This is a genomic window from Micromonospora sp. SD12 (genome assembly GCF_052068495.1).
Lineage (GTDB): Bacteria > Actinomycetota > Actinomycetes > Mycobacteriales > Micromonosporaceae > Micromonospora > Micromonospora echinofusca.
In genome coordinates this window covers 1-26,669 of record NZ_JBQHDF010000032.1, presented here as the reverse complement: position 1 = coordinate 26,669, position 26,669 = coordinate 1, and the positions used below count along the sequence as shown (strand labels likewise).

Below are 26,669 nucleotides of genomic sequence, written 5' to 3'. Positions count from 1 at the left end.
GAAAAACTGTCCCGACAACAAAAAGTGTTGCCAAAGGAATCCAAGACCAGCCAAACCGAAGCCTGACCAGTCCAGGGGTATAAATCATTTTGGCACTGGCTTATCAAGCACCCTGTTGAGTTCTCAAAGAACAACCACACACCAGCCAGGCGTCTCACATCGTGAGAACCTGCTTGGGGCAACTCCTCTAACTTACTCGGCCCGCCTCCCCGCGTCAACCTCGTGTCCGAGATGATCAAGGAGATGCGCTCCGATTCCACGATGACGCACGCCGATTTACGGCGGTCGTTGCTGTCGTGGGAAACCGCAGACCGGCCGATCGCCACTTGGTGGCCATCCGCCCGGCTCCTGCCGGCTTCAGAACTCTACCCGGTCGGTCTCGCGATCGCAACCCCGTCTCGGAGTGTCCTCGCATCGCCCGGATCCCCAGCCTCGCTCGGCGTTTCCGCCACGAGCCTGGTTGCCGTTGTCGGCCGGTTTGTCCGGCCTTCCGCGTGCAGAGAGAAAGTTACGCGGCCCTGCCGCAGAAGGCAAATCGGCGTTCGCCGCTGTCACCGGCGCGGGGTCCGCCGGCGGTCGCCCGATCGCGATGACGGCGCGGGGGTCCCGAGGCGGCCCGGGCGTGCCAGAGTGTCTGTCATGGCTGACCTCCCGCGTACCCGGGTGACCGTGCTCGCCGAGGACGCGCTGACGGGACTACTGCTGCCGTTCTGGCAGCTGGTCATCGGCGCCTTCGTGGTGTTCGTCGTCCTGGTCTCGGTGGCCCGGCTGGCCCGGCGGGGACGGTCACGAATGACGACCGCACTGCTGGTGACGGCCGCCGCGATCGCGGGCTTCGCTGTGGTGGGCGTACTGCTGCAGGGGTGAGCGTCAGAGGCGACGGTTTGCCAGGCTGGGCAGCTCGGCGCGGATGGTCCGCAGCCGGTCGAGGTCGAGGTCGGCGACGGCCAGGCCCGGTCCGTCGGGCACCTGGGTGAGCACCGTCCCCCACGGGTCGACCACCATGCTGCGCCCGTAACAGGTTCGCCTCGGCTCGTGGTCGCCGGTCTGGCCCGCCGCGGCCACGAAGCACTGGTTCTCGATCGCCCGCGCGCGCAGCAGCACCTCCCAGTGGTCCCGCCCCGTGTGGGCCATGAAGGCAGCCGGCACCACGAGCAGTAGGGCGCCGCCGTCGACCACGAGCTGCCGGTACAACTCGGGGAACCGGAGGTCGTAGCAGATCGACAGGCCGACGCGAAGACCCTCGACGTCGACGACCACCGGCTGGTCGCCCGGGGCCACGGTGGCCGACTCGAGGTAGGAAACCCGGCCGGGGATCTCCACGTCGTACAGGTGGATCTTGCGGTAGCTGGCGGCGAGCGTGCCGGAGCGGTCGAAGACCAGGGAGGTGTTCCAGGTGCGGGCCGGGTCCGGCCCGCGCTCGTGGATCGACCCGGCGATCAACCAGATGCCGAGCCGGCGGGCGACGCCGGCGAAGAACTGACCCATCTCGCCGTCGACCGGCTCCGGCTCCGGCATGTGCGCGTCGGGGCCGAGGTAGTCGACGAACTCCGGCAGGAGCGCCAGGTCGGCGCCGGCTGCCGCCGCGCGTTCCACCAGGGCCTCCGCGGCCGCGAGGTTCGCCTTACGGTCTTCCCGGGAGTTGAGCTGGCAGACGGCGACGCGCATGGGTATCAGCGTACGGCCGGAGCGCGCCCGGCGACAGCGCCAGCGGTGCCGATGGGGCTCCCGGGACCGTCGGCTCCGCCGCCGGCCCGCCCGGGGGCGGACACGACGCCGCGCCCGACCTGAACGGACGGGCGCGGCGACGGTGGATCAGGCCGACTTCTCCTCGCGGTCCCGGCGGGCACGCCGGCCGGTGAACTCGCGCGGCACGATCGTCGGGTTGACGTTCTCCAGCACCACCTCGCGGGTGATCAGCACCCGGGCGGCGTCGGGGTTGCTCGGCACCTCGTACATCACGGAGAGCAGGACCTCCTCCATGATGGCGCGCAGGCCGCGGGCGCCGGTGCCGCGCAGCATGGCCTGGTCGGCGATCGCCTCCAGCGCCGACGGCTCGAACTCCAGCTCGACGCCGTCGAGCTCGAAGAGGCGCTGGTACTGCCGGACGAGGGCGTTGCGCGGCTCGGTGAGGATGCGCACCAGGGCGGTGCGGTCGAGGCTGCGCACGTTGGTGATCACCGGGAGCCGGCCGATGAACTCGGGGATCAACCCGAACTTCAGCATGTCCTCCGGCATGACCTGGCTGAAGATGTCGTCGGTCGACCGCTCGGAGACCGACCGGAGCCGGGCGCCGAAGCCGGTGCCGCCGTGCCCGGTGCGGGCCTCGATGATCTGGTCGAGCCCGGCGAAGGCGCCACCGCAGATGAACAGCACGTTGGTGGTGTCGATCTGGATGAACTCCTGGTGCGGGTGCTTGCGCCCGCCCTGCGGCGGCACGTTGGCCACCGTGCCTTCCAGCATCTTGAGCAGCGCCTGCTGGACGCCCTCACCGGAGACGTCCCGGGTGATCGACGGGTTCTCCGACTTGCGGGCGATCTTGTCGACCTCGTCGATGTAGATGATGCCGGTCTCGGCGCGCTTGATGTCGTAGTCGGCGGCCTGGATCAGCTTGAGGAGGATGTTCTCCACGTCCTCGCCGACGTAGCCGGCCTCCGTGAGCGCGGTGGCGTCGGCGATGGCGAACGGCACGTTCAACATCCGGGCCAGGGTCTGCGCCAGGTGGGTCTTGCCGCACCCGGTGGGGCCGAGCAGCAGGATGTTGGACTTGGCCAGCTCGACGGCGTCGCTGCCGGAGCCCGGCGCGCCGGCCGCCTCGGCCTGGATCCGCTTGTAGTGGTTGTAGACCGCGACGGCGAGCGCCTTCTTGGCCTGGTCCTGCCCGACGACGTAGGTGTCGAGGAACTGGCAGATCTCCATCGGCTTGGGAAGCTCTTCCCACTTCACCTCGCCGGACTCGGCCAGCTCCTCCTCGATGATCTCGTTGCAGAGATCGATGCACTCGTCGCAGATGTAGACCCCTGGGCCCGCGATGAGCTTCTTGACCTGCTTCTGCGACTTACCGCAGAACGAGCATTTCAGTAGGTCGCCGCCGTCACCGATCCGTGCCACCTACGTTCTCCCTGCACTCGTCGGCCGGAGACCCCGGCCCTCGCCTGCGGACGTGGAAGCGCCCGCCTCGTTTCACCCCGCTCGTTCACCCCGCCGGCGGACCGGTGGAGCCGCACAGACCCGACGTTACCCGCTGGCGGAGGTTTCTCCGACCCCCAAAACGGGTGTGTCAGACGGTCGGCCGGGAGCGGACTCCCGGCCGACCTCGACCCGAGCTCTTCAGCTGGCGGCGTTGGCCGCCAGCAGGCCCTTCTTGCGGCTGGTGAGGATGGTGTCCACCAGCCCGTACTCCTTGGACTCCTCGGCCGTCATGATCTTGTCACGGTCGATGTCCTTGCGAACCTTGTCGAGCGGCTGGTTGCAGTGCCGGGAGAGCATCTCCTCGAGCTGCGTCCGCATCCGCAGGATCTCCCGGGCCTGGATCTCGATGTCCGAGCCCTGCCCGTAGCCGCCCTCGGTGGCCGGCTGGTGGATGATGATCCGCGAGTTCGGCAGCGCCATCCGCTTGCCCGGGGTGCCGGCGGCCAGCAGCACGGCTGCCGCGCTGGCGGCCTGGCCGAGGCAGACCGTCTGGATGTCCGGCCGGACGTACTGCATGGTGTCGTAGATCGCCGTCATGGCGGTGAACGATCCACCGGGCGAGTTGATGTACATGATGATGTCGCGGTCCGGGTCGGTGCCCTCGAGCGTCAGCAGCTGCGCCATCACGTCGTTGGCCGAGGCGTCGTCGACCTGGACGCCGAGGAAGATGATCCGGTCCTCGAAGAGCTTGTTGTAGGGGTTGGACTCCTTCACCCCGTACGACGTGCGCTCGACGAACGACGGCAGGACGTAGCGGTTGTGCACGGCCGCGAACTGGGGCGGCAGGCTCAGATCGGTCATCGTCAGCTCCTCAGCTCAGGGTCCCGGCGCCATCCGGAACCTGGGCGGCCCCGATGATCACCTTGTCGATGAAGCCGTAGTCCAGGGCCTCCTGGGCGGTGAACCAGCGGTCGCGGTCGGAATCCGCCTCGATCTGCGCCTGGTCCTGACCGGTGTGGTGCGCGACCCGCTCCTGGAACATCCGCTTGGTGTAGAGCATCTGCTCCGCCTGGATGGCGATGTCGGACGCGGTGCCGCCCAGACCGCCGGAGGGCTGGTGCATCATGATCCGCGCGTGCGGCAGGGCGTAGCGCTTGCCCTTGGTGCCGGCGCAGAGCAGCAGCTGACCCATCGACGCCGCCATGCCCATCGCCACGGTCGAGACGTCGTTGTCGATGAACTGCATGGTGTCGTAGATCGCCATGCCGGAGTAGACGGAACCGCCCGGCGAGTTGATCCAGAGGTTGATGTCGCGGTCCGGGTCCTCCGCGGCGAGCAGCAGGAGCTGCGCGCAGATGCGGTTGGCGACCTGGTCGGTCACCTCGCTGCCCAGGAAGATGATGCGCTCCTTGAGCAACCGGTTGTAGACCGAGTCGTCGAGGTTGCCAATGGTGTCGCCACCACGGGCATCGATCGCCCGGAGCGGCTTCGCTTGGATGTGCATGTCGGTCATGGCAGCCCTTCGCTCTCCGTACCGTCCTACCCGACACTAACCGCTCAGCCGGATGGCGGAGCGCCGGTCCGGGCAGTGTTCGCTATCAGCGCAGCACCGCCGAGGCGTACCCGAAAAGGGAATCGGCCGCCGTCCACCGCGGGCGGCGGACGGCGGCCTTCCCCGACGATCAGTGCTCGTGCTGGTGCTCGGCCTCGCTCTCGGCGCGCAGCGCGTCGAGGCTGACCTCGTTGCCCGCCGAGTCCTTGATCTTGATGCGCTCCATGACCGACGCCAGGGCCTTGCCCCGCCGCACGTCACCGAACACGGCACCGGCCGCGCCCGAGCGGACCAGCTGGTCGTAGTACTGCTGCGGAGCCATCCCGGCGCGCTGCGCCCGGTGCACGATCTCGTGGCCGAACTCGTCATCGGAGACCTGCACGTCCTCGGCGTCGGCGAGGGTGTCCAGCAGCAGCTGGACCTTGACGCCCTCGGTCGCCGCCTCGGTCAGCTCGGCGTCGATCTGCTCCTCGGTCTTCTCCTCGGCCGCGAGGTATTCCTCCAGCGAGGCGCCGATCCGCTCGAGCTGGTCGACCATGGCCTGCTTGCGGCTCTCGACCTCCTCGCGGACGATGCCCTCCGGCGCGGGCACCTCGGCGGCGGCCACCATCTGCTCCAGCGCCTTGTCACGGGCGGCGTAGATCTGCTCGACCCGCTTGCCCCGGGTGACCCGCTCGCGCAGATCGCCGCGCAGCTCCTCGATGGTGTCGAACTCGCTCGCCATCTGGGCGAACTCGTCGTTGAGCTCCGGCAGCTCCTTCTCCTTGACCGTGCGGACGGTCACCGCCACCTCGGCGTCGCGGCCGGCGAAGTCGCCACCGACGAGCTGGGTGGTGAAGCTGGTGCTCTCGCCGGCGGACAGGCCGACGACGGCCTCATCCAGGCCCGGGAGGAGCTGCTTGCTGCCGACCTCGTGGGAGATGTTGCTGGCGGAGCCGCCCGGCACGTCCTCGCCGTCGACGGTCGCGTTCAGGTCGATCTGGACGTAGTCGCCCTCCTGGGCGGCCCGCTCGACGGTCTTCAGGGTGGCGAACCGCTCGCGCAGGCTCTTCACCTGCTCGTCGATCTCGCTGTCGTCGATCTGGAGCTCGTCGACGGTCACCTCGATGGTGGCCGGGTCCGGCAGGGTGATCTCCGGGCGGACGTCGACCTCGGCGGTGAAGTTCAGCGAGTCACCGTCGTTGAACTCGGTGATCTCGACCTCGGGGCGGCCGAGCGTCTTCAGGTCGTGCTCGCGGACGGCGGCCAGGATGTTCTGCGGGATGGCCTCCTGCACGGCCTCGTTGAGGACGGTGCCCCGGCCGACCCGCTGGTCGATCACGGCCGCCGGAACCTTGCCCTTACGGAAGCCGGGCACCTGGACCTGCTGCCCGATCTCCCGGTACGCCTTCCTGAGGCTCGGCTCGAGCTCGACGAACGGCACCTCGATGGCGAGCCGCACGCGCGTCGGGCTCAGAGTCTCGACGGTGCTCTTCACAGGCGTACTCCTTGACGGATCTCGGTTTTAGTCTGGGCGTGATAAGCCCATCGAGTGTAGGCGAGCCGGCCGGACGCACCGGCAGCGGCCGGGCACCGCGCGAAGGGCGACCCCGGCGACCGGCCGCGGACGACAGTCGGGGTGGCGGGATTTGAACCCACGGCCCCTCGCTCCCAAAGCGAGTGCGCTACCAAGCTGCGCCACACCCCGTGGCGACGAGCAGTCTATGCCGTCGCGGCCCGCCGGAAGTCCCGGGGCTTCCCTCAACGCGCCGAAGAGGGACCAACCGGGCATCCGGGCGCTCCGGACGGGCCGCGGCGACCCGCCGGGACACGGCTGAGCGGGCCGCGCGGGTCATTGGGTACGCTGTCGGCGCGCCCGCAACAACCGGGGCGTACGCGGGCGTAGCTCAATGGCAGAGCTTCAGTCTTCCAAACTGACGGTGCGGGTTCGATTCCCGTCGCCCGCTCCAGCAGTACCGGCCCAGGCCAGCGACATGATCGCCGAGCCTGGGCCGTTCTTGTTCCAACCGTACCGATCTTGGGGGCCAGAGGCGCCGGCCGTGCCGTGGACCGGGGCTAGAGGCCGTAGACGGTCAGCTTCGTGCCGTCGGTGACATACACCCTGCCGTAGGTGACCACCAGTTGGTCGACCGCGCCGGTGAACGCCGGCGCTTTCAGCGGGGCACCGTCGACCGGGTTCAGGGTGTACACCCGGTCGCTCTTGGCGGTCACGTACAAGACACCACCCGCGATGATCGCCCGCTGGTGCTGGCTTTCCGGAATGCTCCGGCTCCAGATCGTGGCGCCGGTGCTGCGGTTCAACGCGGAGACGGTGCCCCCGGTGGAGGTGACGTACAGCCTGGTCGGGGTGACCACCACGAACCTCGGGTACAGGCCCGACGCGAGCCAGGTCAGGGTGCCGGTCGTCGCGTCGAGGACCTGCAGGCTGTGCCCCCACCCGACGTAGAACCTGGCCCCCGTCTCGTCCGCCGCGAGCGGCCGGTACTCACGGTCCTGAGTGGTGTGGACGACTCTGCCGGTGCCGATGTCGACGATGGTGCTCGTCAGGGGTCCGGCACCCAGTCCGGTTCCGGAGACGAGGACGCGACCGTTCGCCGAGACCGGCTGTTTCATGTACTGGTCGCGCTGCCACAGCAGCTGCCCGTCGGCGAGGCGGTAGGCACGCGTGTCACTGCTGTAGCGGCTTTCGCCGGAGACCACGACGACGTCCCGGTCGACGAGGATCTGCGTGACCACGCCCTCGTCGTGGAAGTCCCGGACCACCGTCCCGGTCGTAGCGTCGAGCACGAAGATCTGGGTGGAATCGGCGCCAGGCATGGCGGGGCTGTCGTTCACCGCCCAGACGATCCGGCCGGCCGTGTGGACGAGCTGCGAAGGCCACCGGTACCTCTCCGGGTCCGGCTCGAAGCGCCACTTCTGCGCGCCGGTCTCCTCGTCGGTGGCCGTGACACCGAGGTCATCCTGCGTGTACACGAGTCCGTCGGCGACGACCGGTGCCCGCTGGCCGGTCCGGGCCGGGGTGCCGGTGTACGTGAGCTTGAGGTTCGGGACGGTCGGAACCGTCACCTTCGACTCGTTGGGATTGAATCCGCTGTTGCTGACCAGGTAGCCGGACATGGCCCACCAGCCCGTGCCGGCTGCGGCGGCCGGCGCCGCCGGCATCGCCACCGTCGCCGCGAGCACCGCGGCAGCGGTCAGCACCTTCACGGAATGCTTCACTCGTACCTCCCCGTTTGGCGCGGCGTTGCAAGACCCCGCGCCCCTGTCTTTCCTCTACGGCGTCGTGCCGGGATGCGTCCCTGCTGCCTCGGCGCCGCAGTGCCGGTGATCTTATGGCTCGAACGACGTCCATGGCTGCCCGTTCCACTTCACGGATCCCGGCCCAGGTCAGCCTCGTCGTCGCCGCGCCTGGCCGCTCTCCTTCGAGCCCAGCCGGAGGTAACCTCTCAGACCCGGATCAGCGGCTTCGTGGTCAGTCACGGGGCCATTCGCGAAAGTGAGTCAGCGCAGCGTGACGATGCGCCCCTGAGGAGCGGTGATGGAGATCGAGGCGTTGCTTCCACGGTCACGAACACCTCGGGACTATCTGAACCTCGTCGCGGATCCACGCGTCGACTCAGCCGGAATGCGCATCCTCGCTCGCAGCCCCTACCCCTTCGTGCGCCTGGCCGTCGCCCGGGACGTCCGCGCTGACGCGGTGGCGCTCAGGGAGCTGCTTGGGGGCGTGTTCTCCGCGTGGGACCGCAACTGTCTCCTACGGCTCGTCGCTCAGCACCCACAGGCAGACCGAGGTGTCCTGCTCGAGGTCCTCGGGGAGATCGCCGCCCAACTTGATCGGCGGACTTCGAGGCCCTACGCCGCAGCGATAGCGGTAGCCAGCCGAGGTGAGCTGACACCCCACGAGGTGCGTCGCTTGCAGCACCTTCCTGGCGCATCGAGACGAATGCGTCGAGGCGTGGAACGCGCGCTCGCCCTACGGACACCTGCATCTGGCGCAACGGGCCCCGTGGAGAGACCGGTGTGCGAGTTCGAGGAAAGGGCGTGGGTGTCCTCGACGTCGTGACGTCGCGCGCCGCACGAGACGGCGGCTGTCCAACTCCTCGAGGCCGGCGGCTGTGCGGGCGCCGCTACCGTGATGCCCGTGACGACCTACGAGGTGGGCGCAACGGCCGTGGACATTCTGCTTGCCAGCGCCGCTGTCGCCCTGGTCGGGTCCGCTGCCCGGGTGGTCATCCACAGCCGACGCGCGTCGACGGTGCGGCTGTTCGGGCGGACCCTTTATCGCCCCCAGTTGTGGGCCGCAGGGGCAGCGTGCATGGGCTTCTACGTTCTGCTGGGGCTGGGAAACCTCACGGAGGTCACGCCCGGCACCTGGCGCACTCCGGGTCGGTGGATCAGTGCTGTGCTGTTACTGGCTGCGTTGGCTCTGATGGCCACTCACGGGGTCCTTGATCATCGCGCCAGGCGTCGGATTGGTCGTGAGCAGCAATTTGGGCCGTGACGAGGGCCAACCGGCCGGCCGTCGTCGAGGTGATGGCGCCCGGCTGCCGCGCCGCAGCTTGCCGCCGGCACGCGAACGTCCAAGCGCGCGGATAGCCAGCGGCTCGGCAAGCCGTCCCCGACCCGAAGGCCGGGGGCGGTAATGCCGTGCGCACGACCTCAAGTGGAAGCCTCGCAGCCGTCCTCGGACGAGGACCGTGAGGAGGCAGTTGGCGATTGCCGGTCAGTGCGTTGTGGCGATGAGTCGTCGCAGGGCTGCGTGGGCGGGTGGGCCCCAGGTGGGCTTGCCGCCGGGGCGGCCGTGGACGCCGTTGTCGCCGATGAGGATGCCGCTGAGGGCGCGTACCGTCGCCCAACCGCGGGCACGGCGCACGGTGGCGGCGTCCGGGGTCGGCTGGTAGGCCGCGTGGAAGTGGTCGATGCTGCCCTCCGGTAGCAGGAGCCACCCGGCGGCGAGGTCGTACGCCGGGTCGCCCGCGCAGAGGTCGCCGAAGTCGATCACGCCGCAGAGGGTGCCGTCGGCGGTGAGGACGTTGGCCGGGTGCAGGTCGGCGTGCAGCCATAGCGCCGGGCCTGTCCATGGAGGCGCGGTGACGGCGTCGTGCCAGACGGCGCGGACGGCGTCCGGGTCGTGGATCAGCCCTCGGTCGGTGGCGTGAGCGAGCCCCTCGGCGAACTGGTCGGCGTGGTCGGTCAGTGGGCCGCCGCGGTCGCGGCCTGTGGGCGCGCCGCTGGGAGCGGGCCGGTGCAGGGCCGTGAGGAAAGTGGCCAGGGCTCCGGCAGCGGGTGCGGCACGTGTGACGGGGAGCCGGTCGGCGGGTGTGCCCGGAACCCAGGTGGTGATGAGCCATGGCCGAGGGAACCGTTCGGAGGGCTCGCCGAATCGCTGCGGGACGGGGACGGGCAACGGGAGGTGTGGGGCCAGCGTGGGCAGCCAGGAGTATTCCTTGTGCAGCAGCGCGTCCGCGGAGCTGGTCGCCCAGGGAAGCCGTACGGCCAGGTCGTCACCGAGGCGCCACAGTTGGTTGTCCCATCCGCGCGCGCCCAGCCGAACCGGGCGATCGGCAAGGTCGGGGTGCTGCTCGCGGACCAGTTCCCGGACCAGCTCCGCGGTGAGCTCGACGTGGGCCATGTGGAGCCACGGTAGTCCGCACCGCCACCTGTTCACGCCTCCCCGAAGACGTAGCCCCAGCTGCGACAGGCCACGCCAGCACCTCTCAGTCGCCAAGGAAGCGCGCCACGGCGTCGCCCAACTGCCGGTTCGGGTCACGCGGCCTGAGGCCGGACGCGGAGAACCGGGGGTCGGCAACGAGCTGAGCCACAGTCGACGCCAGGCGCTCCCGCTCGGGGCGGAAGTTGGACCATGCGGAGGCCGGTAGTCGCAGCACGTTCAGGAGCAGATCGCCCGGATGGTAGTCGCCCTCGGCCAAGGGATCTCGGAGCAGGACCTGTACCGCGACAGGCAGCAGGGACGGCACGCCGATCTGCTGGCCGAGCATGACGCGCAGATCCTCGATCGTGAACTCTGCCACCGGCTTGCGTCGCAGCTCGGTGCAGCGGCGGACGAGAAAGGTGCCGTCGGGGCCGGGGTCCGGCCAAACGTCCCGCTCAAGCTGCTCGATGGTCGTCACGGCGGTCAGGCTAGTCACCCGACCCGCCAGCGTGGCCCTCGCCGCAGTCGTAGCCTTCGACGTTGCCGGCCGTTGCGGCGCATCCCGTCTAGATGGGAAAATGCCCTGGTCGATCGGCTCGACAACTATCGGACTGCTCCGGGCTGCGACATCCGAGCCCCGCCGGCTCACGGCAGGTGCCCAGGTCGGTTCGGGCAGCGGGATCGTCCGTCCGTACGCCCATCGGGTGTCCCGCCGATCACCTGGCGGCGACCGGCCCGCTCAGCTCAGCCGCACGGGCCGCTCATGGCCGGACCTGGCCGGCCGGCCGGCCGCCGAAGGAAACTAGGCCGCCCCGGGCGGCCCTCGCGCGTACCCTTCCGGCCGTGGAGCTTTATGATCTTCCGGCTGCGGAGTTCGCCTTCCCGGGGCCGCTGCGGGACCAGTTGGTGGCCGCGATCCTGTCCGGCGCGAAGACCTCGACGTCCAGCCTCGTGCTCGGTTACGAGCGGACGGACGAGCCGATGCCCGAGGTGGGCCAGCGCTCGGCGGTGCTCGACTCGGCGGGCCGGCGGGTCGCGGTCATCGAGGTGACCGAGGTACGCGTGGTCCGGCTCGGCGACGTCGACCTGCGACACGCCCTCGACGAGGGCGAGGGGTACGAGTCGGTGGCGCAGTGGCGGGCCGGGCACGAGACGTTCTGGCACAGCGCGGAGGTACGCGCGGAGCTGGGCGACCCGGGCTTCACCGTCGACGACGACACCGCAGTGCTGCTCGAGCGCTTCCGGCTGCTGCACACCGTCTGAGCGCCCCTTGCCGTACGCGGCGACCCGGGCGTGCGGTGGCGTACCGCCGTACGCCCGGGTCGGCGGCCGCTCAGCCCCAGTGCTGCGGGGCGGGCTGGCGGGTGGTGGCGTTCAACCGGTTGAAGAAGTTGGTGGTGGCGAGCCAGAGCACCAGCGCGGCCAGCTCCTTCTCCTCGAAGTGCCGGGCGGCCTCGTTCCACACCTCGTCCGGCACGGGGTCGGCCCGGTCGGCGAGCCGCGTGGCCGACTCGGCGAGCGCGAGCGCGGCCCGCTCCGCGTCGGTGAAGTACGGGGTCTCCCGCCAGGCGGCCAGCGCGAACAGCCGCTCCTCGGTCTCCCCCGCCTTCCGGGCGTTGCGGGCACCGGAGTCGACGCAGGCGCTGCACCCGTTGATCTGGCTGGCCCGCAGGTGGATCAGCTCCAGGGTGGTGCCCGGGACCCCGGCCGAGTGGGCCGCCTTGTAAAGCAGATTGATCGCCTTCACGGCGTCGGGAAGCAGGGTCGCGGGGTTCTGCATGCGGGCCTGTACGGACATCGTGTGCCGTCCTTCCTGTTACGCTGCCGACGCCCCCGCCGCAGCGCTTCCTTCTTCGTCACCCTGCTGTCGACAGCCGGAGGGGCGACGTGACAGATGTGACCCGGGCCACACAAGGGCCGGAGGCCGACCGGGATGGCGATGCCGTGAGCGACACCGACCTGCTCGCCGAGCGCTTCGAGGAGCAGCGCCAACGGCTGCGCTCCGTGGCCCGACGGATGCTCGGCTCCGGAGCCGAGGCCGACGACGCGGTCCAGGACACCTGGCTGCGGCTCAGCCGCGCCGACGTCGACCGCATCGAGAACCTGCCGGGCTGGCTCACCACCACCGTCGGGCGGGTCTGCCTCGACCGGCTCGGCTCCAGCGCCGCGCGGCACGAGCGGCCCACCGACGTGGCCGCCGACGAGTCGACCACGTCCGCGGCCGGCGAGGCCGACCCCGAGCGGGAGGCGATGCTCACGGAGTCGGTCGGGCGCGCGCTGGACGTGGTGCTGCGGACCCTCGGCCCCACCGAGCGGCTCGTGTTCGTGCTGCACGACATGTTCGCGGTCTCCTTCGACGAGCTCGCGCCCGTGGTCGACCGCAGCCCGGCCGCCGTACGGCAGATCGCCAGCCGGGCCCGCCGACGCGTGCAGGGCGGGTCGCCGGCGCCGGAGGCCGACCGGGCGCGGCAGCACGGGGTCGTCCAGGCGTTCCTCGCCGCGTCCCGCGAGGGGCGCTTCGACGACCTGCTCGCCCTGCTCGACCCGCACGTCGTCCTGCGCTCCGACGCCACGGCTGTCGGGATGGGCGGGGTCGGCGAGGCTCGCGGCTCGGCCACGGTGGCGAACTTCTTCGCCGGCAAGGCGCAGGGGGCGGTGCCGGCGTTCGTCGACGGCGCGCTGGGAGCGGTGGTGCTCGTCGACGGCCGTACCCGACTGGTGCTCAGCTTCGTGGTCACCGACCGGATCCTCGGCATCGAGGTGGTCGCCGACCCCGACCAGATCGCCGGCCTGGACCTGATCGTCGGCTGACGGCCCGCGCCGCTGAGCGGCGCGTCAGGGCGGGAGCGGCGCCGGTGCTGCTGCTGCGTACGATGCGGGGCCGGGCATCCCCTCGTCCCGCGGAGGTAACGGCAGATGGCAGGCCAGCACGAGGGGTACGCCCTCGGCGTCGACCTCGGCACGTCCCACACCGTCGCCGTGCTGCGCCGGCCCGACGGGCACACCCGCCCGCTGCTCGTGGACGGGCAGCCGATCATCCCCTCGGGCGTGTACGCCGACGCGGACGGGCTGCTGCACGCCGGCCGGGACGCCCAGCGGCTGGCCCGGACCGACCCGGGCCGGTACGAGCCCAACCCGAAGCGGCGCGTCGACGAGCCCACCGTGCTGCTGGGCGATCGCCGGTACCCGCCGGCCGAGCTGCTGGCCGCGACGCTGCACGCGGTGGCCCGGACGGCCGTCGAGGCGGTCGGGTTCCTGCCTCCGGCGGTGCTCACCTGCCCGGCGACCTGGGAGGCGGCCCGGCGCCAGGTGTTGGCCGACGCCCTGGCGGCGGCCGGTTGGCCGTCGGCGGCCGAGCACACGCTCTCCGGACCCACGCCGCCGGGCACCCGGCTGCTGCGGGAACCGGTGGCCGCCGCCCGCTACTACACGCAGGTGCTGCGCCGCCCGGTGCCGGTGGGCGGGACGATCGCGGTCTTCGACTTCGGCGCGGGAACGCTGGACGTCGCGGTGCTGCGCAACGAGGGCGCGGACCCGTGGGGCGACTCCGGGTTCACGGTCGTCACGGCGGGCGGCGCCGACGACCTCGGTGGCCTGGACGTGGACGCCGCCCTCCTGGGTCGCCTCGGTGAGCTGGTCGCCGAGGCGCACCCCGACAGGTGGGAGCGGCTGACCCGTCCGGAGTCCGTGACCCAGTGGCGGGAGCGCCACGAACTCTGGGAGAACGTCCGGGGCGCCAAGGAGATGCTGTCGCGGGTGCCGGCCGCGCCGGTGGCCGTACCGGGGGTGGAGGCGGTGGTCACGCTCACCCGGGCCGACCTGGAGCGGGTCGCCGCGCCGCTGCTCGGTCGAGCGGTGGCGGTGACCCGGGAGGTGATCGCCACGGCCGGCCTCGACGCGCAGCAGCTCTCCGGCCTGTTCCTGGTCGGCGGAGCCACCCGGATGCCGATGGTGGCCCGCCTGCTGCACGCCGAGCTGGGCGTCGCCCCGACCGTGCTGGAGCAGCCGGAGCTGCCGGTGGCCGAGGGGGCGCTGACCGACCTGCCCCTGCCCCGACGCGCCCGCGCCGCCGACGCCTTCGCCGCACCCGCCGTCGCACCGGCGCAACCGGCCGGAGCACCACGACTTGGTCCCCTCGCGCCGGCGCCACAGGCCGCCGCACCAGCGGCGCCCGACGTGCCGGGCGACGGCGTCGGTGGCCGGGGCGGCAATGCGCCGACCGTGCCCGCCGGCTCGGCCCCCACGCCGACCGCCGTCGCCGGACCGGAGGGCGTCACACCGGCCATGCCCGCCGGGCTGGCGCCGACCGCCCCGACCGTGCCCGCCGCACCGGCACCGGCCGCTCCCTTCACACCGCCGGGCGCAGGCCCAGCCTCGTCCGTGTCGCCGGGCGCAGGCCCCTCGCCGTTCGCACCCCCGGGCGCAGGCCCGGCCTCGTCTGCGCCGCCGGGCGCAGGCTCGTCGCCGTGGGCGCCGGCTGCGTCGTCGTCCGCGGGCGCGGCGCCGTACGCCCCGTCGGGGGCGCCGGCCCCGGGCGCACCGGCCGGAGGCGGGGCGTCGTACGCGGCGGCGGGTGGTCCTGCGGGGGCGTTCCCGGGCGTACCCGTCTCCGGGACGCCGGTGTCGCCGTCGCCCGGCGGCGGCCGGAGCGGGCCGGCGCTCCCCCGACGCCGGGCGCTCTGGATCTCGCTCGCCGCCGTCCTCGCGCTCGCCGGCGTGGCGACCGCGGCGGTGCTGTACCTGACACGGGACCGCTACCCGGCCCTGGAGTTCCGGACGGTCGACCTCGTCGCCCGGGTTCCCGCCGGCACCGAGCGACCGACGGACATGTTCACCGCCGTCCTCGGCGACCGGGCGTACCTCGGGTATCCGCTCGACGACGGGCGGCTGGAGGTGGTGGCAATCGACGCCGGCACGGGCGCGGTGAAGTGGCGCCGGCAGACGGCGGCGTCCTCCGAGCGGTGGGAACGGATCGTCGCGCTGCCCGGCGCGGTCGCGGTCGTCGCCGACGCCATCGGCGACGACACCCCCCGCGATCTGGTGCTGCTCGACGGCGGCAGCGGCGACCAGCGGTGGCGCCGACCGATTCTGGGCGACGACGACGTCCTCTTCGGCGACGGCGTCGCGGTGCAGGTCGACCGCACGGGCAAGCGGCTCGTCGGGGTGCGCCTGCGCGACGGCGAGGAGATCTGGGCGCAGCCCAGCCCGCGCGACGAGTACGACAACACGCGCACCGCCGTCCACCCGGTGACCACCGACAAGGCGCTGGCCGGCCCGGCCTTCCTCGACGGTTCCCCGCGCGATCCGTGGCGCGGGGACGTCAGCCGGATCGTGCAGGTGGGCGCGGACCGGTCCGTCCGGCTGATCGAGACGGGCAGCGGCCGGGTGGTCTCCACCCGCGCCGGCGTGGCCGACCACGACGACCTGGTGGTGGCGCACGAGGACCGGCTCTACGTGGCGCGCGACGACGCCGGTTACCAGTTGCTGGCGTACGACCTGACGAGCGACGCCCAGCCGAAGGTGCTCTACACCGCGGAGGACGACCGGCGCCGGCCGAAGTCGCTGGTGCCCTGCGGCGAGCACCGGGCGTGCCTGCTGGAGGTCACCGGGGGCGACGACGAGACCGCCGAGGTCGTGGCGGCGACCGAGGAGAAGTGGACCCGCTGGAAGGCGCCGGAGGCGACCCTGCTGGTGCCGCTCGGCGAGCACCTGCTCGCCCGCCGGACCACCCCGGAGGCGGCCGGCACGCTGTTCGGCCCCGACGGTCGCGCCGTGCTGCCCGAGCGCGGCGGGGTGGCGGTCCGACTCGACGCGGGCAACGTGCTCCTCCTCGCCGACCCGCCGAGCTCGATCGAGGACGACCGCAGCGTCGCCGGGACGTCCGTGGGCTCGGGCGAGGTGGACGAGCTGGGCCAGCTGAAGGACGTACGCAGCGACAGCTGCTCGTGGAACACCAGCGTGATCGTCTGCGGCGCCGGGAGGCAGAGCGGGGACGCCGGGGCGCAGTCCCCGTACGGATTCGTGCTCTACCGGTTCGCCGAGTAGCCGATTCCCGACAGCGATTCATAAGGATCTATATAGCCGATAGCCTCCTCTCAAACGGCCAGGCAGCTTCGCGTCGGTCACGAGCCGGCGCGGGGCCGACAGGAGGAGGACCGGCAGATGACACTTCCCCGCACCCGGCGATGGCGCGCCCGCGCGGTGGGCGTACTCGCCGCCGCCACGGTCGTCGCCGCGATGGGCACCCCCGCGGCGGCAAATACGGCCACCGGCGGGATCCTGCACGCCGACGCCACGGGCGCCGTGACCGACGCATACGTGGTGGTGCTCAGGGACGACGCGCTCGGGCACACCGGCGCTCGGCGGGCCGCCGTCACGGACGCCGCCGGCCGGCTGGCCGACCGCTACGGGGCCACCGTCGGCCGCGTCTACGGGCACGCGCTCAGCGGATTCGTGGCGCACCTGCCCGAGCGGGCGGCCCGACGCCTCGCCGCCGACCCGGCGGTGGCGTACGTGGAACGGGACCGCGTGGTGACCCTCGTCGGGCCGGGCGTGCAGCTCAACCCGCCGTCGTGGGGGCTGGACCGGATCGACCAGCGCCGCCTCCCGCTCGACGGCCGGTACGCCTACCCGAACACCGCGCACAACGTGCACGCGTACGTCATCGACACGGGCATCCGGAGCACGCACGGCGACTTCGGCGTCCGGGCCGGCGGCGGCGTCGACCTGGTCGACGGCGGCCCGGCGGACGACTGCAACGGCCACGGCACCCACCTCGCCGGAACCGTCGGCGGCACCCTGCACGGGGTGGCCAAGGAGGTACGGCTGCGGCCGGTGCGGGTGCTCAACTGCGCGGGCAGCGGCACGTTCTCCCAGGTGATCGCCGGGGTGGACTGGGTCACGGCGAACGCCGTACGGCCGGCGGTGGCGCTGCTGGCGCTCGGCGGCGGCGCGAGCACGGCGCTGGACGCCGCGGTGAACCGGTCGATCGCGTCCGGGGTGACCTACGTCGTCACGGCCGGCAGCTCGAACGCCAACGCCTGCAACTACTCCCCCGCCCGGGTGGCGGCGGCACTCACCGTGGCCGGCACCACCAGCACCGACGCCCGGATGCCGAGCGGCAACTACGGCAGTTGCCTCGACCTGTACGCCCCCGGCGCCAACATCACCTCCACCTGGCACACCGGCGACGCGGCGGTGGTCACCATCAGCGGCGGCTCGATGGCCGCGGCGCACGTCGCCGGCTGCGCCGCGCTCGCCCTCTCGGCCAACCCGACCTGGAGTCCCGCCCAGGTCGCGGCCCACCTGACCGGCCGGGCGACGATCGGGGTGGTGACGGGCGTGGTCAGCGGCACGCCGAACCGCCTGCTCTACTGCGGCCCCTGACCCACGCGGCCCACCCGCGGCCACGGGGCTGCGGCTGCGGCTGCGGCTGCGGCTGCGGCTGCGGCTGCGGCTGCGGCTGCGGCTGGAAGATCGATTCTTGTCGACCCTTGTCCGCGCAGGGCTCGCCGACTACCGTTCAATCGATGATCGACTATCTGGTCATCGGCGGGGGCATCGCGGGCGCCAGCGCCGGACACCACCTCGCCGCGTACGGGACCGTGGTGCTGCTGGAGATGGAGCAGGTTCCCGGCCAGCACTCCACCGGCCGCTCGGCCGCCGTGTTCTCCGAGTACTACGGGGGGTCGGCGGTGCGCGCGCTGACCCGGGCCAGCCGGGGCTTCCTCACCGCGCCGCCACCGGGATTCGCCGAGCACCCGCTGCTCACCCCGCGCGGCGTGCTCAGCCTCTGCCCACCCGGCAGTGAGGACGCCTTCGAGGAGGCGCTGCGCGACGGGGCAGAGGTGGACCCGCCGGCCCGCGAGATCGACGTCGCCGACCTGCCCCGGCACTGCCCCGTCGTGCGGCCCGGGTGGTGCCGGCGGGCGATGGTGAAGCCGGCCGTACGGGACTTGGACGTCGCCGCGCTGCACCAGGGGTACCTGCGGGGCGTCCGGGCGGCCGGCGGCCGGGTCGTGTGCGGCGCGCGGGTGCGCCGGCTGCGGCGGAGCGGCGGCGGCTGGCAGGTCACCACGGACGCCGGCGAGTTCACCGCCCGGGTCGTCGTCAACGCCGCGGGTGCCTGGGCCGACGAGGTCGCGGCGGCGGCCGGCGTACGACCGGTGGGGTTGACGCCCCTGCGGCGCACCGCCTTCCTGGTCGACGCGCCGGCCGGCGTCCCGGCGGGGGACTGGCCGATGGTCAACGACGTCGACGGCAGCTTCTACTTCAAGCCGGAATCGGGACGCCTGCTGGTCTCCCCGTGCGACACCACCCCGGCGCCGCCCGGCGACGCCCGCCCCGACGACCTCGACGTGGCGATCGGCGCAGACCGGGTGCAGGCGGCGACCACACTGGAGATCCGCCGCGTCCACCAGCCCTGGGCCGGGCTGCGGACCGCCGCCCCGGACGACGTGCCCGTGATCGGCCCTGCGGCCGACGCGCCCGGGTTCCTGTGGATGGCCGGGCTCGGCGGCTACGGCGTCCAGACCTCCCCGGCGGCGGGCGCCCTGCTCGCCGCGCTGGCGGTCGACGCCCCGCCCCTGGTCGACCCCACCCCCTTCTCCCCCTCCCGCTTCCCCTGACCCACCCGGCCACCCGGCCACCCGGCCACCCGGCCCACCCGCGTCGATCATGAGATCGGCCGCTCCGGCGGCGGCCCGCACGCCCTCGCCTTTGGCGACAGCCGAGGAGAGCGACTTCGCCGCCAACCTCGTGATCAGCGGGGCAGGGAGGTGGGTCGGAGGTCAGCCGGGGTGTTGGTTCACGGGGAGCGGCGGGGCAGCATCGTCCACGCCGAGAGGGCCGCCGACACCAGCGCCGCCAGCAGCATCACCTGGAAGACCGCCGGGTAGCCGGCCACGCTGGCGACCAGGCCGGCCAGCGGCGCCCCGGCCACCAGGCCGATGTCCCAGAACGAGGTGAACGCGCCGAGTGCCGCCCCCTGGTGGGCCGGGTCCGTGCGGTTGATCACCAACAGGGCCAGCGCCGGGAAGAGCAGCGAGAGCCCGGCGCCGATCACCAGCCCGCCGAGGACCGCGACCAGCAGGTTCGGCGCGACCGCGACGAGGAGCAGCCCCACCGCCTCCACCAGGGCCGACCCGACGGCCACGCGGCCGGCGCCGAGCTTGTCGGGCAGCCCACCCACGAAGAGCCGGACCCCCACGTAGGTGAAGCCGAACGCGTTGAACGCGGCGATGCCGTTCTCGACGCCCCGCTCGGCCATGTGCAGGGCCACGAACGCGGCCAGCGCGGCGTAGCCGAACCCGGCCAGGGAGAGCGCGACGCCGGGCGCCCACGTACTGCGCGGCAGGAGGCCGGCCCGGCCCGCCGGGCTCGCCTGCTGCGGCCCCGGTCGGGCGGCGACGAGCGCGGCCCCGGCGGCCGCCGCCAGGATCGCGAACAACCACACCGCGGGATAACCGGAGGTACGCAGCAGCACCGCGCCGAGCAGGGCGCCCAGCGTGATGCCCAGCCACATGTGGATGCCGTACAGGCCGACGACGCGGCCCCGCCGATCGGCCGGTGCCAGCGCCACCAGCCAGGCCGCGCCGGCGGTGTAGACGGCCGCCTCACCGATCCCGTGCAGGACCCGGACGCCGACCAGCACGCCGACGTTGCCGGCCACCAGGTAGGCCCCCCCGGCGGCGGCACACACCACCGCCCCGCCCAGCATCACGGTCCGGTACCCGTGCCGGTCGCCGATCCGGCCGGCGATGGGTCGGGCGATCACGGCGGAGACCGCGATCGCGGCGATCACCACCCCCACCTCGACCCGGTTGCCGTCCAGCTCGTCGAGCACGTAGAACGGCAGCACGGCCAGGGACGCGCCGACGCCGAGCAGGCACAGGAAGATCGCAGCGAAGAGCGGCACGATGGGCCGGTAGAACAACAGTTTCTCGCCGGTCAACAGTTTTCCGCCGGTCATGGCTATGCGACGACGCTCCTAGGCCGGTACTACGTGGAAGAAGTGGGTCGGCAGGTGCACGGCCAGCCCCTCGTGGATCTCGGCACAGACGGCCGGTCCGTCGATGGACAGGGTACCGGGCGGCGGGGTGCCGACGCGGATCGCGGACCGCCCCGCGTCCAGCAGGCGGGCCGCCATCGCGAAGTCCCCCACCACCGCCTCGCCCGGCGCCACCATCCGCGTACGACTGATCTGGACGCCGTTGCGGGTCAGGTCCGCCAGCAGCGCGCCCCGGCCGAGCAGGTGGGTGTAGTAGTCCCTCGGGTTCACGATCATCGCGTGCGGGGTGGCCCCGGTCTGCTCGATCTCGTCGCAGGCGGCGAGCAGGCCGCTGAGCCAGTCGTGCCGGTACGGCAGCCGCCCGATCTCCGGGTGCCGCAGCAGGCCACCCTCGCCGATGGTCAGCGCCTGGTTCTCGGCCGTGGCAAGGCGGACCAGCAGCCGGTAGTCGATGAAGGAGGCCACCGCCTCCGGGTCGTCGGCGAGTTCCTCGGGGATGCGCACCCAGGCGCGGATCGGGTGCACCCCGGCGGAGGCGGTGCCGAACCGGAAGGCGGCCTCCCGGCGCAGGCCCGACTCGTGCACGGTGGCGGCCTCGCCCGCGTCCGGCCGGCCCTCGCACCAGAACCGGACCGGCTCCATGCCGACCGACCGCTTGCGGAACAGGTTGCGCACGGTCACCCGGGGGCGTTCCTTGGTCGGCTGGAAGGCGTCCGTGATGGTGTAGTCGAAGCGCACCTCGGCACCGGCGGGATCGTCGGCGTACGCGCGGGCGAACAGCTCACCGGGCGACAGCGTCGACGGCGCGGTCACGGGTGGCGCGGCGGTGGTGGTCATGAGTCCTCCCCGATGGAGATGGCGTGCCGAATCAGCCGCTCGTAGAAGGGCTGGTGGTGGTCGTGGTACGACCGCAGGGTGTCGTTGTTGGCGACGGTCACCTCGAAGGACTTCTCGACCGGCGAGAACCCCGAGGTGCGTTCGACGTCGAGGTGCCACTTGCGGGTACGCCGCCACTCGGCCCGCTCCCCCGGCGCCCAGTTCAGCGCCTCCGGCCGGAACGGCAGCCCCACGGCCTCGCACCAGGCCGACACCGTCTCGCCCGGGTGCCGCAGCAGGTCCTCGGCCCGGATCACCACCGGCGGCCGGAGGGCGGTCCGGCTGACCAGGTCGAACAGCTCCCACTGGTGCTCGAAGCCGATCTCCGGGCAGGTCACCGTCGGCTTGATCGCATAGTGCGAGCTGATCGTGCGGGCCGGTTCCCGGACGATGAAGGTGTGCGTGACGTCCGCGATCGCCCCGGGATCGGCGAACAGGTGCTCGTAGCGGTACTCCAGAGTGTCCTTGACGAAGACCGTCCGGTCCCGGCCCAGCTTCCGCAGGTGCGTGACGACCTCGGCCGCGTCGGTCACGGTGACGGTGCCGCCGTCCACGCCGGGCAGCTCCACGTGCCCCTCGTCGACGAGGGTGACCAGGGGCTCGTGGACGACGGTGACGTCGCCGCGGGCGATCATCATGCGCAGGAACGCGGTGGAGAGCGCCCGGGGGTGCGCCCACATGGCGATCACCGGCATGCCGGCCTCCCGTACCGCGTCGCCCGGCGCTGCGCCGCGCTCACTGCGACCACGACGTGGGCTTGCGGTCCCACCGATGGCCGCGCAGCGTGTCCAGCACCCCGGCGTCCAGCGGTACGCCGTCGCTGACGGCCAGGTTGGCGCGCACGTGCTCGACGCGGCGCATGCCGGGGATCACCGTGCTCACCGCCGGGTGGTGCAGGATGAACCGCAGCGCCAGCTCCGGCATGGTCATCCCCGCCGGCACGTCGGCGGCCAGCCGCTCGGCGCGCTCCACGCTGGGCAGCAGGTTCTCCGGCCCGAAGTACGTGCTACGCCAGTCCTCCTCCGGCCAGGTGCTGTCGGCGGTCAGCGTGCCGGTCAGCGTCCCCTCGTCGAACGGGACCCGGGCGATGATCGCGATGTCGTCGCGCTGGGCGCGCGGGAACAGCTCGTCCTCCGGCGCCTGGTCGAAGACGTTGTAGATGACCTGCACGACGTCGATCAGGCCGGTGTCGAGGGCGGCGTGGCAGTTCGTCGGCTCCCACCGGTTGACGCTGATCCCGACGCCGTCGACCACGCCCTCCCGCTTGAGGTCCGCGACGGCCTCCTGCCAGCGGCCGTCGGCGGCCCACCGGTCCTCCCAGACGTGGAACTGGAGCAGGTCGATCCGGTCCACGCCGAGGTTCTCGAGGCTGCGGTGGGTGAACTCGCGTATGTGCTCGGCCGGGAAGACGTCGTCCAGGGTGTCCTGGGGGCCGGGCGGCCACTCGCGGTTCTTCGGCGGGATCTTGGTGGCCAGGTACAGCCGGCGGTCCGGGTGCCGGCGCACCAGGCCGCCGAGGAGCTGCTCACTGACGCCCCGCCCGTAGACCCAGGCGGTGTCGAAGAAGTTGCAACCCCGTTCCACCGCCTCGTCCAGGCAGGCCGGTGCGGTGTCGTAGTCCCAGCCCGTGAAGCCGCCGGGTCCACCGCCGATGCCCCACATCCCGTACCCGACCTCGCTGACCTGCCAGCCGAGCCGACCCATCCTGCGGTATCGCATTCCACTCCCTCATCCGTGCCGGTCATCGCGTCGCGCGCGGCCGTTCACCCTGGTCCCGCCGGCAGCAGCAGCCGGTCGGCCTCCCGCCCCTCGTGCTCGCCCAGCCAGGCGCGGTAGGCGCCGACGGACGGGCCGAGCCGGTGGTCGGTGAAGCCCCGGCGCCGTTCCAGCTCGGCGCAGCCGTCGCGCCGGAAGAGCCGGGGGTTGTCGGTGAGCAGCGTCGCGAAGACCGCGCGCAGCCGCTCCTCGTCGGCGCCCACGCCGGGCGGGAAGAGGGCCAGCAGCACGGCGGCGTCGCGGTCGCCCTCGCCCGCCGCCTCGCGCAGCCCCGCCAGGAACCGCCCGCAGCTCACCCGGGGCAGGGCGTCCGCGCCGCCCAGCGGCAGGTCGGTGAAGTCGACGCTCACCGGGTGCAGGACGTGCAGCGTGCCGCCCCACTGGCGCGGGTCGACGACCGTGGCGACGATCCGCCGGGCGGCCCAGTCCACCGGCGTCCAGTCGGAGCGCACGGGCGCGTCTGGCCGCATCCGCAGCCGATGGCAGGCCGCCAGCAGCAGGTGGGTCAGGGCCCGGGGGTTGGGGTGGCCGTCGTCGGCCGCGGGCATCACCTCGCCGAGGCGCAGCACCGTGATGGTCGCGCCCCGCCGCCGGGCGTCGTCGAGGTACCGCTCCGCCACCCACTTCGACCGGCTGTAGCCGCTCGTCGGTGGGACGGCGAGGGCCGGGTCGTACGTCTCGGGCAGCGGCTGCGGATGGCGGGCGGCCTCGCTGTCGAGGACGCCGAGGGTGGAGACGTGGTGCAGCGGCTTCGGCCGGCCCGTCAGGCACAGCCGCAGCAGCTCGGCGGTGCCGAGGACGTTCGCGGCGCGGTGGGCCCGGTAGTCGAACAGGAAGTTGACCAGCGCCCCGGCGTGCAGCACGAGGTCGCAGTCGTGGGCCAGCCGGTCCCACGCCTGCGGGGTCAGGCCGAGGGCCGGGCGACCGAGGTCGGCCGCGTACCCGTGCAGGCGCAGGTCGTGGCCGGGCCGCCACAGGCCCCGCTCGGCCAGCGCGCGCACGACGCGGGCGGTGGCCTCGGCGTCGTCGGCCGCGCGGGCCAGGCACAGCACCCGGACGTCGGTGGTGGCGAGCAGCTCGTGCACCAGGCGCGCGCCGACGAATCCGGTGGCCCCGGTGACCAGGACCGTACGCGGCGCCCGGCGCCGACCGACGGGGCGTACGGGCAGGTCGGCCGGGATCTTCGCGTCCCGCTCCACCAGCTCGTCCTCGGTCTCGGCGGGGTCGGCCGCGCGCAACCGCACGGCGAGCGCCCGGGCGAGCCGGGCGGCGCTGCGGTGGGTGAACAGGTCCTGCACGCCGACGCGCAGGCTCTGGTCCGCGCCGAGGGCGGTGACCACGTCGAGGGCCTGGAGCGAGTCGCCCCCGGCGTCGAGGAAGTCGGTGTCGGGGTCGAGGTCGGGCCGGCCGAGGACCGTCCGGAACACCCCCAGCACACGCTCGGGCAGCGTCCGCGCCTCGGCGGGCGCGGCCGACGGACGTGTCCGGTCGGCGAGCGTACGGTCCAGCCATGCCTCCAGCGCCTGCCGGTCGACCTTGCCGTTGCCGGTCAGCGGCAGCGCGTCGCGCACGACGACGTGCCGGGGCACGTGGGTCCGGGGCAGCAGCCGCCGCAGGTTCGCCCGCACCTGCGGCTCGGTCACCTCGGGGTCGGCGGCGAGGAAGAGGGCCAGCGACCTGCCCCGGTGCTCGCGGGCGAGCAGGACCTTCGCCTGCCGTACGCCGGCCAGCCGGGTGGCGGCGGTCTCGATCTCGCCCGCCTCGATCCGGACGCCGTTGACCTTGAGCTGGTGGTCGCGCCGGCCGGCGAAGTGCAGCCGCCCGTCGGGGGCGATCCGGCCGAGGTCGCCGGTGCGGTAGAGCCGGGCACCCGGAATGTCGGGCAGCGGGTTGGGCACGAACACCTCGGCGGTGCGGGCCGCGTCGCCGAGGTACCCCTCGCCCAGGCACACGCCGCCGATGACGATCTCGCCGGTCTCGCCCGGCGGCAGGGGCCGCAGCTCGTCGTCCACGACAGCGGCGTAGCAGTTGTCGATGGGCCGACCGATGGGGATGACGTCGCCGTCGCTGCGGGCGACGGTGTGGAAGATCATTCCGATCGACGCCTCGGTCGGGCCGTAGCCGTTGGTGACCGCCACGCCCGGCACCAGTTCGACCAGCCGGTGCACCGCCCAGGGGTCGATCTCCTCGCCGCCGACGATCACGTTGCGCAGCGAGGCGACCGCGCGCCGGGCCGCCGGGTCCCGGTCCAGGACCGACACCAGCGCGCCGAGCACGCTCGGCACGAAGTCGGTCATCGTGACGGTCTCGTCGGCGATGGTCCGGACGGTCCGCTCGACGTCGAGGAAACCGCCCTCGACCGGCACCACCGTCCGACCGCCGGTGGCCAGCGGCCAGAACATCTGCCACACCGACGAGTCGAAGGTGTGCCGGCTGTTCTGGAGCACCACCTCGTCGCCGGTCGCCGCGAAGTGGCGGGTCATGAACCGCAGCCGGTTGGCGATGCCGTCGTGCCGGTTCAGCGCGCACTTCGGGGTGCCGGTGGTGCCGGAGGTGAAGATGCCGTAGATCAGGTCCGCCGGGCCGATCGGCACGCCGGGCCGGCGGCGGGTCGGGGTGATCTCGTCGAGGTCGACGGGCAGGCAGGGGACGTCGCCGGTGTCGGGACGCGGGCCGGTGCCGCGTACCACCGCGAGCCGGGGCCGGACCACCCGCAGCGAGGCGTGCAGCCGGTCCGCCGGCCAGCCGGGATCGACGGGTACGAAGGCCGCGCCGAGCTTCATCAACGCCAGGTCGACGACGGGCAGTTCGAGCCCGTCGGCGAGCAGGACGGGCACCACGTCGCCCCGCCGGACGCCCCGCCCGGCCAGGGCGGCGGCGACGCCGTTGGCCAGGTCGTCGAGTTCGCGGTACGTCAGCGAGCGGCCCCGGAACGACACCGCCCGGCGGTGCGGGTGCCGGTCGACGCGCTCTTCGACCATGGCGGGCACGGCCAGGAAGGGCCGGTCGTCGTACGGCGTCCCGACGGCGGCCGCCACAGGGGCGGCGGTGCACCGGCAGGTAGGCCCGTCGGAGACGGGAACCGCCGCCGCGGATCCGGTGTCGCCCGCCCTCATCACGCCTCCTGTCCCCGTGCCCGCCAGGCCTGTCGTCACGCTGCGGACGGGACGAATCCGACCCGACGCACAGCAAGGGTAGTTATCGGCACCGGTCGATGCCCTGGCTGCTGGTCATGGACATTAGAGGGCCGATCGAGGGGAGGGAATATGCAACTTTCTGCTACATCGATTCCTGTCACTTGGAAGTGGCGACCGCATCCCCGCGCGGCTCCCTGCGCGCCGCCCGTCCGGCGAACACGCCTCCCACCAGGGAATCCTTCGCCCGCACGCCGGCGTACGCGGAGATTCCACGCTGGACCGTCGGCCGCGTACGGAGGCGGACCGACGGGCGGGCGGACCGTCCCCGCCACGCGGACGAGCAGGCACGATGACGCGCGGTAGCCGGCGACGTGCGGGCCGCTGGACCGACCCCGACCCAGGCGCGGGCGCGGTGACGGCGGCGGTCAGGCCGGGGCTCTACGCCGCCTCGTCCTGCTCACCGCCGTCATCGCGATCAGCTCACCCTGCGCTCGTGACCCTGCCAGAACCGCTCCCGCAGCTCACGGCGCAGGA

21 protein-coding genes and 2 tRNA genes are annotated in these 26,669 nt (G+C 72.7%); 8 read left to right on the top strand and 15 right to left on the bottom strand.

Going from position 1 to position 26,669, the window contains the following annotated elements; translation table 11 throughout:
* The first annotated feature begins 639 nt into the window (after positions 1-639).
* On the top strand, positions 640-867 hold the full coding sequence (locus ACTMS2_RS29010; protein WP_357723966.1) for a hypothetical protein: 228 nt from the start codon (positions 640-642) through the stop codon (positions 865-867).
* 3 nt (positions 868-870) lie between these two features.
* Here ACTMS2_RS29010 and ACTMS2_RS29005 read toward each other — a convergent pair whose 3' ends face one another.
* The 6 genes from ACTMS2_RS29005 to ACTMS2_RS28980 form a co-directional block, all read right to left on the bottom strand.
* On the bottom strand, positions 871-1,668 hold the full coding sequence (locus tag ACTMS2_RS29005; protein WP_441178224.1) for a carbon-nitrogen hydrolase family protein: 798 nt from the start codon (positions 1,666-1,668) through the stop codon (positions 871-873).
* Between the two features lie 147 nt (positions 1,669-1,815).
* Positions 1,816-3,111: an ATP-dependent Clp protease ATP-binding subunit ClpX gene (clpX, locus tag ACTMS2_RS29000; RefSeq protein WP_088998843.1), complete on the bottom strand. Its 1,296-nt coding sequence runs from the start codon at positions 3,109-3,111 to the stop codon at positions 1,816-1,818.
* A gap of 219 nt (positions 3,112-3,330) precedes the next feature.
* Complete coding sequence (locus ACTMS2_RS28995; protein WP_088998842.1) at positions 3,331-3,993, bottom strand: ATP-dependent Clp protease proteolytic subunit; 663 nt, start codon at positions 3,991-3,993, stop codon at positions 3,331-3,333.
* Between the two features lie 10 nt (positions 3,994-4,003).
* Positions 4,004-4,645 (bottom strand): ATP-dependent Clp protease proteolytic subunit, encoded by a 642-nt coding sequence (locus ACTMS2_RS28990; protein ID WP_088998841.1) that lies wholly within the window; start codon positions 4,643-4,645, stop codon positions 4,004-4,006.
* A gap of 169 nt (positions 4,646-4,814) precedes the next feature.
* Positions 4,815-6,161, bottom strand: coding sequence for a trigger factor (tig, locus tag ACTMS2_RS28985; RefSeq protein WP_441178223.1), 1,347 nt, complete (start codon positions 6,159-6,161; stop codon positions 4,815-4,817).
* 136 nt (positions 6,162-6,297) lie between these two features.
* Positions 6,298-6,371: transfer RNA gene (locus ACTMS2_RS28980), tRNA-Pro, on the bottom strand.
* Positions 6,372-6,559: 188 nt separating this feature from the next.
* Here ACTMS2_RS28980 and ACTMS2_RS28975 point away from each other — a divergent pair.
* A tRNA-Gly gene (locus ACTMS2_RS28975) sits at positions 6,560-6,633 on the top strand.
* Positions 6,634-6,739: 106 nt separating this feature from the next.
* Here the strand turns inward: ACTMS2_RS28975 and ACTMS2_RS28970 are convergent.
* Positions 6,740-7,903 (bottom strand): outer membrane protein assembly factor BamB family protein, encoded by a 1,164-nt coding sequence (locus tag ACTMS2_RS28970; protein WP_441178222.1) that lies wholly within the window; start codon positions 7,901-7,903, stop codon positions 6,740-6,742.
* A gap of 916 nt (positions 7,904-8,819) precedes the next feature.
* Between ACTMS2_RS28970 and ACTMS2_RS28965 the strand changes: the two genes are divergently transcribed.
* Positions 8,820-9,185: a hypothetical protein gene (locus ACTMS2_RS28965; protein WP_441178221.1), complete on the top strand. Its 366-nt coding sequence runs from the start codon at positions 8,820-8,822 to the stop codon at positions 9,183-9,185.
* Between the two features lie 222 nt (positions 9,186-9,407).
* On the opposite strand, the gene ACTMS2_RS28960 is transcribed toward ACTMS2_RS28965, so the two are convergent.
* Complete coding sequence (locus ACTMS2_RS28960; RefSeq protein ID WP_441178220.1) at positions 9,408-10,316, bottom strand: aminoglycoside phosphotransferase family protein; 909 nt, start codon at positions 10,314-10,316, stop codon at positions 9,408-9,410.
* A gap of 85 nt (positions 10,317-10,401) precedes the next feature.
* Positions 10,402-10,815: a contact-dependent growth inhibition system immunity protein gene (locus tag ACTMS2_RS28955; protein ID WP_441178219.1), complete on the bottom strand. Its 414-nt coding sequence runs from the start codon at positions 10,813-10,815 to the stop codon at positions 10,402-10,404.
* A 365-nt stretch (positions 10,816-11,180) separates the two neighbouring features.
* Between ACTMS2_RS28955 and ACTMS2_RS28950 the strand changes: the two genes are divergently transcribed.
* Positions 11,181-11,600, top strand: a complete 420-nt coding sequence (locus ACTMS2_RS28950; protein WP_441178218.1) for an ASCH domain-containing protein — start codon at positions 11,181-11,183, stop codon at positions 11,598-11,600.
* Between the two features lie 70 nt (positions 11,601-11,670).
* Here the strand turns inward: ACTMS2_RS28950 and ACTMS2_RS28945 are convergent, their stop codons facing one another.
* Positions 11,671-12,135, bottom strand: coding sequence for a carboxymuconolactone decarboxylase family protein (locus ACTMS2_RS28945; RefSeq protein WP_441178217.1), 465 nt, complete (start codon positions 12,133-12,135; stop codon positions 11,671-11,673).
* A 146-nt stretch (positions 12,136-12,281) separates the two neighbouring features.
* Here ACTMS2_RS28945 and ACTMS2_RS28940 point away from each other — a divergent pair, with 146 nt between their 5' ends.
* The 4 genes from ACTMS2_RS28940 to ACTMS2_RS28925 all read left to right on the top strand — a co-directional run bounded on the left by ACTMS2_RS28940 (position 12,282) and on the right by ACTMS2_RS28925 (position 18,964).
* Complete coding sequence (locus ACTMS2_RS28940) at positions 12,282-13,148, top strand: sigma-70 family RNA polymerase sigma factor (protein ID WP_441178216.1); 867 nt, start codon at positions 12,282-12,284, stop codon at positions 13,146-13,148.
* Between the two features lie 105 nt (positions 13,149-13,253).
* Positions 13,254-16,382, top strand: coding sequence for an Hsp70 family protein (locus tag ACTMS2_RS28935; protein WP_441178215.1), 3,129 nt, complete (start codon positions 13,254-13,256; stop codon positions 16,380-16,382).
* 117 nt (positions 16,383-16,499) lie between these two features.
* The gene (locus ACTMS2_RS28930; protein ID WP_441178214.1) at positions 16,500-17,723 is read left to right on the top strand and encodes a S8 family peptidase; all 1,224 of its coding nucleotides are present in this window, start codon (positions 16,500-16,502) and stop codon (positions 17,721-17,723) included.
* A 143-nt stretch (positions 17,724-17,866) separates the two neighbouring features.
* A complete protein-coding gene (locus ACTMS2_RS28925; RefSeq protein WP_441178213.1) occupies positions 17,867-18,964 on the top strand; it encodes an NAD(P)/FAD-dependent oxidoreductase in 1,098 nt (365 codons plus the stop codon).
* A 179-nt stretch (positions 18,965-19,143) separates the two neighbouring features.
* Here the strand turns inward: ACTMS2_RS28925 and ACTMS2_RS28920 are convergent, their stop codons facing one another.
* The 5 genes from ACTMS2_RS28920 to ACTMS2_RS28900 are packed head-to-tail and all read right to left on the bottom strand — an operon-like array spanning position 19,144 to position 26,114.
* Positions 19,144-20,289, bottom strand: coding sequence for an MFS transporter (locus ACTMS2_RS28920; protein ID WP_441178212.1), 1,146 nt, complete (start codon positions 20,287-20,289; stop codon positions 19,144-19,146).
* Positions 20,290-20,325: 36 nt separating this feature from the next.
* Complete coding sequence (locus ACTMS2_RS28915; RefSeq protein WP_441178211.1) at positions 20,326-21,183, bottom strand: family 3 encapsulin nanocompartment shell protein; 858 nt, start codon at positions 21,181-21,183, stop codon at positions 20,326-20,328.
* Positions 21,180-21,917: a hypothetical protein gene (locus tag ACTMS2_RS28910; RefSeq protein ID WP_441178210.1), complete on the bottom strand. Its 738-nt coding sequence runs from the start codon at positions 21,915-21,917 to the stop codon at positions 21,180-21,182. The genes ACTMS2_RS28915 and ACTMS2_RS28910 overlap by 4 nt, the downstream gene beginning before the upstream one ends.
* A 40-nt stretch (positions 21,918-21,957) precedes the next feature.
* Positions 21,958-22,941, bottom strand: coding sequence for an aldo/keto reductase (locus ACTMS2_RS28905; protein ID WP_088998812.1), 984 nt, complete (start codon positions 22,939-22,941; stop codon positions 21,958-21,960).
* 44 nt (positions 22,942-22,985) lie between these two features.
* The gene (locus tag ACTMS2_RS28900) at positions 22,986-26,114 is read right to left on the bottom strand and encodes a non-ribosomal peptide synthetase (protein WP_441178209.1); all 3,129 of its coding nucleotides are present in this window, start codon (positions 26,112-26,114) and stop codon (positions 22,986-22,988) included.
* Positions 26,115-26,669: the final 555 nt, after the last annotated feature.

Bases quoted from the DNA above. Each gene is read 5' to 3' on its own strand.
- ACTMS2_RS29010 (WP_357723966.1), top strand. From the start codon at position 640: ATGGCTGACCTCCCGCGTACCCGGGTGACCGTGCTCGCCGAGGACGCG.
- ACTMS2_RS29005 (WP_441178224.1), bottom strand. From the start codon at position 1,668: ATGCGCGTCGCCGTCTGCCAGCTCAACTCCCGGGAAGACCGTAAGGCG.
- ACTMS2_RS28995 (WP_088998842.1), bottom strand. From the start codon at position 3,993: ATGACCGATCTGAGCCTGCCGCCCCAGTTCGCGGCCGTGCACAACCGC.
- ACTMS2_RS28990 (WP_088998841.1), bottom strand. From the start codon at position 4,645: ATGACCGACATGCACATCCAAGCGAAGCCGCTCCGGGCGATCGATGCC.
- ACTMS2_RS28965 (WP_441178221.1), top strand. From the start codon at position 8,820: ATGCCCGTGACGACCTACGAGGTGGGCGCAACGGCCGTGGACATTCTG.
- ACTMS2_RS28960 (WP_441178220.1), bottom strand. From the start codon at position 10,316: ATGGCCCACGTCGAGCTCACCGCGGAGCTGGTCCGGGAACTGGTCCGC.
- ACTMS2_RS28945 (WP_441178217.1), bottom strand. From the start codon at position 12,135: ATGTCCGTACAGGCCCGCATGCAGAACCCCGCGACCCTGCTTCCCGAC.
- ACTMS2_RS28935 (WP_441178215.1), top strand. From the start codon at position 13,254: ATGGCAGGCCAGCACGAGGGGTACGCCCTCGGCGTCGACCTCGGCACG.
- ACTMS2_RS28930 (WP_441178214.1), top strand. From the start codon at position 16,500: ATGACACTTCCCCGCACCCGGCGATGGCGCGCCCGCGCGGTGGGCGTA.
- ACTMS2_RS28925 (WP_441178213.1), top strand. From the start codon at position 17,867: ATGATCGACTATCTGGTCATCGGCGGGGGCATCGCGGGCGCCAGCGCC.
- ACTMS2_RS28915 (WP_441178211.1), bottom strand. From the start codon at position 21,183: ATGACCACCACCGCCGCGCCACCCGTGACCGCGCCGTCGACGCTGTCG.
- ACTMS2_RS28910 (WP_441178210.1), bottom strand. From the start codon at position 21,917: ATGCCGGTGATCGCCATGTGGGCGCACCCCCGGGCGCTCTCCACCGCG.
- ACTMS2_RS28905 (WP_088998812.1), bottom strand. From the start codon at position 22,941: ATGCGATACCGCAGGATGGGTCGGCTCGGCTGGCAGGTCAGCGAGGTC.
- ACTMS2_RS28900 (WP_441178209.1), bottom strand. From the start codon at position 26,114: ATGAGGGCGGGCGACACCGGATCCGCGGCGGCGGTTCCCGTCTCCGAC.